Genomic DNA, 12,353 nt, shown 5'->3' on the forward strand with positions numbered 1-12,353 from the left:
CAATAACGGGCTTGCGAAAGCCAACTTGCACGGGGCGAATGATCAAAAAGTGCTCGCTGGCGGTGATAGGGAAAGTGTCGGCGCCGGCTTCACGGATTCAGGAAAGAAAAAGACACTTACTTTCAGGACCAGAAGGCTCCATGCCATATGTTCGCTGCATGATGGCGTCATCCCATTTATCTGAATTTTTATCCAAAGCAGTCAGCGTTACTTTTGTTTTTTGATCGGATTTTACATCTTTGCCTATCAAGCCATACAAAGGTATTTGCTTCAGTATAAAACTAAACTTACCCAGCGTTGCTTTTTTCCTTTTGGTATTAATTATTTTATTACCAAACTCGCTTTCCAACAACAAAGAACAGGAATCATTGGCTGAGATGAAAGAGATGGCGACCGGAGCACCCTTGACATATAACGCTACAGATTCATTTTTCTCAAGCACGGTGGTTTGCTTATGAAACCTTGAATTTTCATAGCACTCTACGGCACCAGGCAAACCATAAACATTTAGCTTTTTGTCTTTCGAAGATGCTGATGTTTTTTTGTCAAAAAAACCAACCAATTGACTCAGTAAATATTCACTGACAACCACTTCAGATATATATCGAGTTACACCAGGCGAACTATAATGACTCTCATCCAAATAAAATTTTTCAAAACCACCCGCTACAACAGCTTTTTCTTTAAGCAACGTATCAATATCGACAACCAGCGCACCAGAACGATCAGACAACGTCTTCATTTTATTATGCATACGTTGTTGATTATTCCAAAAACGCTCTTTCTGACGCCCCAGCAAAATCGTGACTATGTGAGCTGATGGATATTTTGATTTTAAAGAAGTCAGGAGGCTAGTAAAGGCCTGCTCCCATAGCACTCGGTCATTTGCAAAAAGCGGTAGATCGTTAATCCCATATTCAATAAAAACAAGGTCTATTTGCTTTTTTTTGAAAAGGGTCAAGTTTTCCAAGCCGAAAAGACAGGGAGTTGCACCAACGGCAATATTGTATACATTATCAACTGATATGCCTGAATTTCGTAAGCACTCAGGAATTAGTGTCGAGATACCCTGTTTGATAACAAGATTACTTCCACCAACGAAAAGAATGTTCATTTATTCCTTAGTCCTTACCCAACCAGCTTTTTAACAAGCGCCCTTCAGCACTCAAATAACACTCGCCCAAGTAGCGGTCAAAGGCTTTGTTGAACGACGAGAATTGGCCTGGGCGAGGGGTGAATTCGCCGAAGGAGAAAGCCTGGCGGCTTTTGATAAAGTCAATGCGCATAAAGGGAGTGGTGATGGCTTTGCTGATGCGCTTGGCGGTTTCTAGCTGCTCACTCGTAAAGCCGTTGCCAATGAAGCTTTTGTCAGCATAGCGGCCGGTTTCTGCAAGACGGCCATCCGGCAGCCATTCGCAGTAGCGGGTTTCATTGGCACGCTCGACCTCCAGCACAAAACCGACTTCGCCGTAGAAGCAATAAAATTTGAGGTCGACGGGCGGCAAGGGCTTGCCCGCCTCGAAATCTCCAATAAATTCTTCCAACAGCCAAGAATCTTTTTTGATGGTGCCCTGCTCTACCATTCCACGGGCCTTGGCCAGCGCCTCCTCTGCTGTGGCCAAGGTTTCCCCGGTGCGTACTTCGAAGGCACCTCCCTGCTCATCAAAAATGAACACGCCCTGGCTGGAAGAACCATTTTCAGGCTTCAGCACGCTGCCCTGCTTGGGCTGGATACTGGCTAACGGCTGGTTGAAGGCATAGGTGTCTGGCCGCTTGATGCCCAGCTCATCAATAAATTTATAGGCGTAGCGCTTGCTGTTCAGTTTCCATTCTGGCTGAAAATTGAACAGCTGCCGACGCCGGGTCGCCTGTACCAACAGCTGCTGAAAAGAAGCCACGTTCGTGAGCGGCACTTTGTGCTGGCTCAGAAGGCGTGTCAGCTTTTCTGTCAACTCATCGGACGTTAACAGGTTTGCCACCTGCTCCAGCACAGCCGGACGCTGCTCCATGGGCAGTTTGGGTAACGCGGCCACGAGCTGATTGGCAATGGTGCGCTTCTGCGCTTTTTCGCGCTGTACTTTTTCTTCTGCTTGGGTAAGCGCTTCTAACAAAGCGCTTACGTCCTGCTGGCGTTTACTCACAGAGCTCCCCAATTCTTCAAGCCGATAAACTCGGGGTATCCATCCAGGGGATACTCGGTCAAGGTGTTATCGGCTGTTTTATAGTGGCTGGCGTTGACCACCTGGCCCATCACAACGGGCTCTACTTTACCTTGTTTAAGCAGCTCGAAGTAGAGGTTGCACAGGGCTTCCGGGGCTTTGTGGAAACTGGGCCAGTGGAACAGGGCGACCTTCTGCTTGGAGTGCTTGCCGATGAATTCGGCGGCTTTCCGGCAGTCTTCGAGGCGAGAGAAATCGCCCGCAATCACGGTGTTGAACACCAGCGGTTCATCCGTGCGCTCGAACATACTGCGAGGCGCGGGGAAAGCGCGCTGGGCTTTGGCATCGCGCACGTTCAAGTGTTTTTGCGATGCGTGCCACCAGGCACAAATTTCGCGGTAGATATGGCGCAGCCCGTAGTACACGGTGCGCACATGGGTGGCTTTGGTACGGGTAAGCGAGGATTCTTCATCCAGTGCGAAGGCCAGCGGGGTATCTGGATAGATCTTGGCGAACGATTTTTTCCCGAACTGTGCCTGCATGCGCCAGATGTACTCGGTATCGCCACCAATGCGTACGTGGTCCCACTCGCCAATGGTGTCCAGCACTTCCTTGCGGAACATGAAGGATGACTGGCTCCAGTGCGTCAGGCAGCTGTTCGGGCGCCAGTTCTGAGTAAAGGCCAGATTGCCTTGGGCGCGGATCCAGTGCGCCGAGCAGCCCTTCACAGAAGGATGTTTTTCCAGGTAGGCCACTTGCGTAGCGATTTTCTGCGGGTGCGACCAGTCATCGCTGTCGTGGGTTGTAAACAGATCGCCAGTGGCAAAGGTGAGCCCGTAGTTACGCGCCGCGTAGGCCCCCCCATTGTGTGGCGGCTGCACGGCTTTCACGCGCGGGTCTTCTTTCTCTAGCGCCTTGAGCACCTCGAAAGTGTGATCGGGCGAGCAGTCGTCTACCGCGATAATTTCTATGTTTTCATAGGTTTGCGCCAGCAGCGACTCAATGGCGATGCGTACCTGCTCGCCTGCACTGTAGATGGGCATGATGATGGAGACTTTTTTCGTGCCCTTCACTTTCGGCGCAGGTAGCCCTACCACGTTGCCAATCGAAAGCGGCTGCGTTTTATCCTTGCGACGAATACCACTGAACCCATGAATCGCGAAGGCCTGGTTGATCAGCTCGATGCGCTTGGCATCATCGGAGAGTGCGTTGGTAAGCGCAAAGTGGGCATCGGCATCATTGGGGTGGCGCTCGACGAAAGGCTTGAGAGCGGCATAGGCTTCCGCAGGGCGGCCTAGCGTCAGCAGGCAGAAATAGGTGAGATACACCGTTTCTTTACGCGACTTGTTGGCATTGGTCAGTTCGCGCATTTTTCCGGCGAACGCCAGGGCAGATTCGATCTCGCCACAAAAATAGAGCCAACGCGCCGTGTGCCACATGGCCCACCAGCGAGACGCTTCCGTTGCATTGGGGTCGTTGTACACGTCTTCCAGCGCTTTCAAAGCCGATACCGAATGACCGTTCCAGAGCTGCACGGCCAGGTTGGCGGTGCCGTTGGCTTCCTTGTCCTTGATCTCGTTCCCTTTTGCCTGGCCCTTGTACAGGTAATGCAGCAGCGGCACTTCATTGGGCTGCATCTGTGCCTTGTGCGTTTCCAGGTAAAAATCGTTATCGAAGCGTTTACAAGGGTTCAGCCCCAACCGCCAGCCTACCGCCAGATAATGCAACACCGGGTCCACCTTGTGAGGCATCCACACCTCATGCTCGACCAGATACCATTTGCCATTCACCAGCCGAGACTTCTTCACCAGCTCGATATCGTTCTCTACCTGCCCTGGCCGCACCACTTTCAAGGCATTGCGCAGCAGTTGGTCGCACACCTTCTTGTTGTCGATCTTGCGCAAGGCCAGCGCCAAATTGACATAAATCGGCTTGAACCCCTTATACCGAGACAGCGCGTTGACATAATGGGCAGCTGCCTGCTCGTAGGCTTCCTGCCGATATAGGTCATTTCCTTTTTCAAAACTCATGGGGTCGCTCAGGCTCTGTGTATTCATCATGTTTATTCGGCAATATTCTGTATAAGAGGGAGCAGGCAACCGCTGCCCACCACGTTGGCAATCACTACTCGAATTCGACTAACGTCTATAGGCTAACACAAACCATTAAAGCGCCTCAGCGTTTGCTCAGGCGCTCTATAGATACGTTCTGGCGTGGTTAGTTGCTTAACTCTGGGGCAACGACGCCGCGATATGGCGAGCACACCAGTCGGCCAAGGCGGCATCGCTGGCTTCTACCATGACGCGAATCAACGGCTCGGTGCCCGATTTACGCAGCAGCACTCGGCCTTTATCACCCAGCCGGGTTTCTGCTTCCTGCACAGCGTGCTGTACACGAGGGCTCTGCACCGGGTCTTCCTGGGTCGCGTTGAAGCGCACGTTCAGCAGCACTTGAGGGAATTTGTGCATGCCTTGTTTGGCCATGAAGAGCGTATTGCTCTGATTCATCAAGGCCGTGAGAACACGCAAAGACGCTATGATGGCGTCGCCGGTGGAAGCGTGGTCCAGGCTCAACAAGTGGCCTGACCCTTCGCCTCCCAACCGCCAGCCGGTCGCTTTCAGCTGTTCCATGACGTAGCGGTCGCCCACTTTGGCACGTACAAACGGCATCCCCAGCATGGCCAGCGCCTGTTCTAGCCCCAAGTTGCTCATTTGCGTACCCACCACGCCACCGGCATACCCATGGTGCTTGGCATCTTTGGCTAACAGGAAAAGCAGCTCATCGCCATCCACCACCGTGCCGGTATGGTCTACCATCATCAAGCGGTCGGCGTCGCCATCCAGCGCAATGCCCAGGTCGGCCTCGTGTACCAGCACTGCGCCGCACAAGGCACGCATCGACGTAGCACCGCACTCGGCATTGATGTTCGTGCCGTTGGGGCGGTCATTGATACTGATGACCTCTGCCCCCAACTCCCGGTATACCGCAGGGGCAACCTTGTAGCCTGCGCCATTCGCGCTATCGACCACAATCTTCAACCCCTGCAGGTTCAGCGTGCTGGGCAACACCGCCTTGCAGTACTCAATATAGCGCCCTGCGGCATCATCAATTCGGCGTGCCTTGCCTAGCGCATCCGACTCCACACACTCCATCCCCCCTTCCAGAGCGATATGAAGCATCTGCTCGATTTCCTGCTCCTGGGCATCGGTCAGTTTGAAGCCCCCCTGGCCAAAAATCTTGATGCCGTTATCGTAAAACGGGTTGTGCGATGCGCTGATCACCACGCCCGCATCGGCCCGAAAAGTAGACGTAAGGTAAGCCACCGCCGGCGTAGGCAGTGGGCCCACCAACGCGATATTGACACCCGCCGCCGAAAAGCCCGCTTCCAGGGCAGACTCCAGCATATAGCCACTGGCCCGAGTGTCCTTGCCGATAAGCACTTCTTTAACGCCTTCAGCGCCCAAGACCTTGCCAGCAGCCCAACCCAGTTTCATGGCAAACGCCGGTGTCATCGGAAACTCACCTACGCGGCCGCGAACGCCGTCGGTGCCAAAATAGTGTCGCATGATGTAAAAACCTGATTAAAAGATGGTGAGGGGAAAAGAGTGAGGGGTGAAGCGCTGGACTGCCACAGGTCTAGTAGCGCGTGGTAACGAGCAAAGCGAGGCACCCGCGGATGGGCGGCGATGAGCCGCCCCACTAACGCAGCCTCACTAACGCCACCCCACCAACGCTGGCACCCACGCTATGCCAAGCCTTACTCCACCGTAACGCTCTTGGCCAAATTGCGCGGTTTATCCACATCGGTGCCTTTTACCAGCGCCACGTGGTAAGCCAGCAACTGCAAGGCCACGACGTGCAGCACAGGGGAAAGCAAACCGTAATGCTCCGGCATGGCCAGTACATTCACCCCTTCACTGGGTTTCACCGCACTATCACCATCGGCAAATACGTAAAGCTGGCCGCCGCGAGCGCTCACTTCCTGCATGTTGGCTTTGAGCTTTTCCAACAGCTCATCGTGAGGGGCCACCACCACCACCGGCATATCGGCATCTACCAGGGCGAGCGGCCCGTGTTTCAACTCACCCGCGGGGTAGGCTTCAGCATGAATGTAGGAGATCTCTTTGAGCTTCAGCGCGCCTTCCAAGGCAACCGGGAAGTGGCGGCCACGCCCCAGGAACAGCGCATGGTGCTTATGGGCAAACTGCTGCGACCACGCTTGAATGCTAGGCTCTAGCGCTAACACCTTTTCTACCGCAATGGGCAGGTGGCGCAGCTCATCCAGGTAGGCTTTCTCATCGGTGGCGGGCAAGCGCTGATGAGCTTTGGCCAACAGCAGGGTAAGCAGAAACAGCGCGGCCAGCTGGGTGGTGAACGCCTTGGTAGACGCCACGCCAATTTCTGGCCCTGCTCGGGTAATAAACCGCAGCGCGGTTTCACGCACAATGGCGGATTCCGGCACGTTACAAATCGCCAAGGTATGGGGGTGGCCCAACGCTTTGGCATGCTGCAAAGCGGCTAGCGTATCCGCGGTTTCACCGGATTGAGAGATGACCACCACCAGCTGGTTCGGGTGTGGCACACTCACGCGGTAGCGGTATTCGCTGGCAATTTCCACGTTGCAGGGTATACCCGCCACTTGCTCGATCCAGTATTTGGCTGTCATGCCCGCATAGCTGGAGGTGCCACAGGCCAGGATCAGTACCGAATTCACCTGTTCAAACACGGCTTGCGCATCGGCCCCAAAAATACCGGGGTGCAGTTGCCCTGCCCCACTGAGCATTTCCAGCGTATTGCCCAGCGCCTGGGGCTGCTCGAACATCTCTTTTTGCATGTAGTGGTTGAACTCACCCAGCTCTACCGCGTTCGCCGTGAGGTGAGACGTCACCACGGCACGCTGTACTGGCTGCCCCAAAGCACCCACCACCGCCACCGCATCACGCGTCAGCTGTGCCACATCGCCATTTTCCAAATACATCATCTGCTGCGTGACGGACAGCAGTGCCGACGCATCCGAGGCGGCGTAGTGGCCTTCATCCGTAATGCCCAGCATCAGCGGCGAGCCTTCACGGGCCACCACCAGGCCCTCCGGCTCTTCTTCACTGACAATCGCCAGCGCAAACGCGCCCGTCAAATGCTTGACCGCACACTGAACCGCAGAGAACAGGTTGTCAGCGGGTTCACCGATTTGACCTTTGAAGCACGCCTGAATCAGATGGGCGATAGTTTCGGTGTCGGTATCTGATGTAAACACATAACCCAACGCCTGCAACTGTTCACGCAGGGCTTCGTAGTTTTCGATAATACCGTTGTGCACCACGGCCAAGCCTGCCGAGATATGCGGGTGAGCATTGCGCTCTGCGGGCACCCCATGGGTAGCCCAGCGGGTGTGGGCAATGCCAATGGTGCCACTGAGCGCCTGCTGTTCCACGCGAGCCGCCAGCTCCGCCACACGCCCTTTGGCCCGCGCCCGCTGCAGGCCATGATTGAGCACCGCCAAGCCAGCGGAATCGTAACCGCGATACTCCAGCGTCGAGAGCCCTTCCAATAGAAAAGCAATGCTATCCTTTGCGCTTACCGCGCCTACTATCCCGCACATTTAAACAGTTCCTACACAAGCAAAAGAAAACAGCATGCCTTTGCACAAGCCATGCCACTACCCAGTTCATGATTATAAAGCATTAAGCTGGCTTAATTCAGCCTTTGTTGCGGGTTTCGGGGAGGGAGAAATCTAGGCCGATAGCTCGCTCGGGATGAGCGCAAAAAATTTCATCAAAAAGAGCGTTTTTCAAATTATTATCAATTAAACCTGAACCCTTGAAATTATAAGAAAGATAACTAACAAGGCACTGATATCTTTTACATGAGTCATACAAAGAGGCATTTATGTTTTGGTCATTGCCTAATAGATTTACCGAAAATTTCTCAGCATCAGAATTATTGGCTTGAAGATGTAAATCGCAGGCTGTTTCAATCATGCGTATCTTAAAATACTGAAAAGCTTCTTTATCAAAAGAGTCGCCATCTAACACAAAATCAAATTTATCGAAAAAATCTGCTTTCATCGAAGATATTTTTTTCAACAATTCAATTTGCGTGCTCTTTTTATCCCTAACCAAGGCCTCAAAAACACAATCTACAACCTCGGCTAAATTTTTATCATTTATTTCATGGCAATATAAATCTAAGCCCAACAATGAAAACAGGCCTGGCATTTTCTTTCCATGATTCAAGAAATATACCCCATGCGGAAATTTTTTCATCACCATGCCTAAAATCAAAGCATGAAAGCGAGAAGCAATCACCTCATCAACTAAATCAAGCTTCGCCAAGTAATCCTGAACACTTGTCGGTTGATAGTGAAAAACACGGCCTGTGTGAATATACTTTTCAAATATTGATTTACTGAGCTTCTTGTCTGCTAAAGTCTGATTAAAAACAATTATGTTCTTATTTGTCTCTGATAAAATTCTATCTATAAGACAACTTGCAAAACAAAATGAAAGCGAATTAACAAAACCTTCGTCCACATGAAGCTTATTTTTCTTTTTCCGTTCTGAATCTTTTATTCGTATGCCCCAATCTTCAAGCCGAACCACAATGGCTACATTATTAGAAGTAGGGAAAGGGAAATCGGATTCTAAAGAGTTATCATTAGAACTTTCTAAGAAAAAAGCCGGATCAAGAGCTAAAAATGCATTAAGAGAGCCTGGGCCCTGTTGAATGGCAATACTATTTAAATACTCATGACTCACCGAATCTCTGATGAACACCTTAGCACAAACAGAAAAGAAAGACTTTAATAGTGCACGAGACTCTAAAGTTTCAAGAGGCCCAACAGTTGATGGTAAAAAACAAACCGGCAGCCCCTTTTCAATTGCTGACAACGCAGGTAGCAACCTCCAGAACAAGGAATAACTATTTTCATTATGCAAGTATTGGAAGTAATGCTCCCCTGAATTAATTAAAACTAAATCTAAACTCAAATCTCCAATAAAATCACTCCAAAAAATACTGGGCTCAATAGCATACTTCAAAAAATCCAACTCTTTCCCATTAATATAGTGATAATTAACACCTGATGAAATTGAAGATTTTAAGTGAAGGCTTTGTTGGCCATCTAATATGAAGCACTCGATAGACGCATTAGGGTATTTTAATTTTACAATTTCTGATACACCTTCATTTATGGCTAAATCACCAATATTACTGGCCACGTGAAAATAGAAAAAACCTATTTTTTTAATACTTTTCATGAGCATCCCCTAAAATCACTTGGAATCTAGATGTAGGGTCTCGGATGATCAAATGAGCTATAGGAGTTATCCTCTGCTGGCAGCCAGAGAGCTTCTACAGACATTCATTCGGGAGCAGGTTCATGGACATCAAGCTGCATAAGCAGGCGACCACGACACCGAAGATCCGCGCCGAGATCCAGGCAGCGGCTTCCAGCATCACCGATAGCGAGCTGGCCCGCCAGTATGGCGTTTCACCCGCGACCATACGGCGCTGGCGGTACCGCGATGATGTCCATGATCGACCGCACACACGTCACAACCTCCTGGCCACCCTCACCTCCGAGCAAGAGGAGATGCTGGTCGCCGCTCGCGAATTCCTGCGCCTCGGCCTGGATGATCTGCTCGTTGTGGCACGTGAGTTCCTGAACCCTCGACTGTCTCGTTCAGGACTGCACCGCATGCTCCAGCGGCGTGAGGTGCCGACACTGGCAGAACTGGCTCGACAGGACGCAGGCAATGATGGGAAGCCCCGGCACAAGCCCTTCAAGGACTATGAGCCCGGGTATGTGCATATCGACATCAAGCACCTGCCTCAGATGCCTGATGAAGATCAGAAGCGCTACCTATATGTCGCCATCGACCGTGCCACACGCTGGGTCTATCTGGAGGTCAGGCGCAGCCAGTCTGCCAAGGATGCCAAGGCGTTCACGAAGCGCGTGGAGGAGAAGGCGCCTTTCACGATCCAGACGGTGCTCACTGACAACGGCAAGTCGTTCACTGATCGCTTCACGCGGGGAGGTGAACGCAAGCCCAGCGGTCGCCATCCCTTCGACCAGGAGTGCCAAGCCCATGGTATCGACCACCGATTGATCAAGCCGGGAAGGCCACAGACGAACGGTATGTGGAGCGGTTCAACGGCCGCATCAGCGAGGTACTGTCGACCCGTCGCTATACGTCAGGCGAGGACCTGGAGCAAACGCTCAAACGTTACGCTTGGCTGTACAATCATCACATCCCTCAGAAGGCGCTGCATCATCAGTCACCGATCACGGCGATGAAGGAGTGGCAGGCCAAGCGACCTGAGTTATTTACTAAACGTGTGGTTAATCACACGGGACCCGACATCTAGAAACTATAAACTATAAACTATAAACTATAAACTATAAACTTATTAGCTTCTCTCAAAAATCCACTCTATAAAATTAGAAGGATTTAGGTGGTATAGAAAGGCACCTGGAGTCTTAGTGAACTCCCCCAAGTAAAGAGTATTATTTTGCTCAAACAAATCTATGCTTACAAACTCATAGTATTCAACACTACTCAACACTTCGCTGCAGAAAAACCTAACTCTCTCCACTAAGTCATTTGACAAATATTTTCTATATAAATCTTCAATATCTTCCGGAGGTTCAAAAAAACGCTCTTGATTATTAAGCATAAAACCATCAATAAAACTATTGCTTTTAAGATCATATGCTTTAACATAAACCTTGCCTTCTTTTCTTTTATAATTTCGATCAATTAGAAGTATTAATTTAGGCTTTCCGTTATAACAATAAACTTTTAAATCATATGGTATCGTCCCATCTGATCCTATTTTTTCCTCAACTATGCAGCTCTGATACTTATCAAGTATCGCCTGAATATCTAACTTACTAAGTTTGACGTCCTCTTTCGACATCAAATCAATGTAATGACCTTTTTCTTTTTGAACTACGTGCACGCCTTGAGAACTGCATCCAGAATTATCTTTAATGACAAAAGATGAATTCTCAAAAACATCATTATCTTGTAGAACAACATTATCGAGCTTTGTTAAAATTATTCTAGGTATTTTAATTTTATTTTTTTTACAAAATTCAGCTGTTTCTACTTTTTTTCCACTTATACTTATAAGCTCATGCTTTCTAGGTTTTCGAAAATACTCTCTTTTCTCATAATTTTTTATAATGTCACGCTCATTGATTACACCGGAAATCACTCTGCCAAAATTCAACGCAACGACACTAGCTATATAAAAAAATGCTGTAACTAAAGACTCACTTTGGAACAAAAGCTCTACTGTACTGCTTCCTTTTTTCTTTAAAACCAATTTCCCTTCATGTACTAGCACCACACCAGAATCAAAACAAAAATCTGGTATTTGATTTTCCAATTTTGAATCAAAAAAATATACAATACTTTTCGAAAAAGGTAAAACAGCAGTGAGGTTTATTTCACTAGCAGCAACTTGATTAGGACTTAAGAAGGTTAACGTGTTAATGCCTGGAAACTTCTTATTTAACACTTTACTAGAATTAAAGTCTAAACCGCAAAAAACAACAAAATTCTTATTAAATCTTTTCCTATAAAGATGAAAATCATTTTCTTCTTTAACAACTGACCCTTCTATTTTTGCTCTAAAAAATGATTTTACCAAATTATTCAAAACCATATTAAACTTCTCCAAAAGCTGCATTTATGAACTTAGCGCTCACATTTTTCCAAGTTCTATTTTCTTGAACCCAAGACCTAGCATTCTTTCCAACCTCAGAACGTAACTCATCATTAATCATCAGTTTAATAAGCTCTTCGGCCAAACTAGAAATCTGCCCTTTTTCAAAAACAAATCCTGTCTTATCTCTTATTACCATTTCTGATAAAGCTCCTACACTAGATACTAGCACGGCTTTGCCCATAGATAGAGCCTCGAGTGGCTTCATAGGGGAGACCATCTCACACACCGGCCAAGCCTTTCTAGGAAAAGGAGCTATATCGATAACAGAATAGTACTCTGAAGCTAGAGAATGAGGAACTCGTCCTGTTACTATTACTTTATCATTTACCAAAGAATTTTTAACATGCTGAACTATTTCCTGAATCCGTGAAGCCGGCGCCGACACTTTCCCTATCACCGCCAGCGAGCACTTTTTGATCATTCGCCCCGTGCAAGTTGGCTTTCGCAAGCCCGTTATTG

At 49.2% G+C, this 12,353-nt stretch carries 8 protein-coding genes and 1 pseudogene; 1 reads left to right on the forward strand and 8 read right to left on the reverse strand.

Translation table 11 applies throughout. The annotated features are described in order from the left end of the window. Positions 1 to 97: 97 nt before the first annotated feature. The 6 genes from IE091_RS17905 to IE091_RS17930 all read right to left on the reverse strand — a co-directional run bounded on the left by IE091_RS17905 (position 98) and on the right by IE091_RS17930 (position 9,415). Positions 98 to 1,114, reverse strand: coding sequence for an SGNH/GDSL hydrolase family protein (locus IE091_RS17905; RefSeq protein ID WP_189464273.1), 1,017 nt, complete (start codon positions 1,112 to 1,114; stop codon positions 98 to 100). A gap of 7 nt (positions 1,115 to 1,121) precedes the next feature. Further along, positions 1,122 to 2,009 (reverse strand): ATP-grasp fold amidoligase family protein, encoded by an 888-nt coding sequence (locus tag IE091_RS17910; protein ID WP_189464274.1) that lies wholly within the window; start codon positions 2,007 to 2,009, stop codon positions 1,122 to 1,124. A gap of 128 nt (positions 2,010 to 2,137) precedes the next feature. Then, positions 2,138 to 4,219 (reverse strand): glycosyltransferase family A protein, encoded by a 2,082-nt coding sequence (locus IE091_RS17915; protein WP_189464275.1) that lies wholly within the window; start codon positions 4,217 to 4,219, stop codon positions 2,138 to 2,140. Between the two features lie 165 nt (positions 4,220 to 4,384). After that, complete coding sequence (gene glmM, locus IE091_RS17920) at positions 4,385 to 5,725, reverse strand: phosphoglucosamine mutase (protein ID WP_229800896.1); 1,341 nt, start codon at positions 5,723 to 5,725, stop codon at positions 4,385 to 4,387. A gap of 191 nt (positions 5,726 to 5,916) precedes the next feature. After that, a complete protein-coding gene (gene glmS, locus IE091_RS17925) occupies positions 5,917 to 7,758 on the reverse strand; it encodes a glutamine--fructose-6-phosphate transaminase (isomerizing) (RefSeq protein WP_189464276.1) in 1,842 nt (613 codons plus the stop codon). A gap of 97 nt (positions 7,759 to 7,855) precedes the next feature. Next, positions 7,856 to 9,415, reverse strand: a complete 1,560-nt coding sequence (locus IE091_RS17930; protein WP_189464277.1) for a polysaccharide pyruvyl transferase family protein — start codon at positions 9,413 to 9,415, stop codon at positions 7,856 to 7,858. A 122-nt stretch (positions 9,416 to 9,537) separates the two neighbouring features. Between IE091_RS17930 and IE091_RS17935 the strand changes: the two are divergent. Continuing rightward, positions 9,538 to 10,526 (forward strand): annotated as a pseudogene (locus tag IE091_RS17935) (IS481 family transposase). Between the two features lie 42 nt (positions 10,527 to 10,568). Here the strand turns inward: IE091_RS17935 and IE091_RS17940 are convergent. Beyond that, complete coding sequence (locus tag IE091_RS17940; protein ID WP_189464278.1) at positions 10,569 to 11,855, reverse strand: ATP-grasp fold amidoligase family protein; 1,287 nt, start codon at positions 11,853 to 11,855, stop codon at positions 10,569 to 10,571. Further along, a partial coding sequence (locus IE091_RS17945; RefSeq protein ID WP_229800897.1) for a glycosyltransferase family 4 protein occupies positions 11,833 to 12,353 on the reverse strand: 521 nt, incomplete at its 5' end. The genes IE091_RS17945 and IE091_RS17940, both read right to left, overlap by 23 nt.

The organism is Vreelandella hamiltonii (assembly GCF_014651775.1).
Lineage (GTDB): Bacteria > Pseudomonadota > Gammaproteobacteria > Pseudomonadales > Halomonadaceae > Vreelandella > Vreelandella hamiltonii.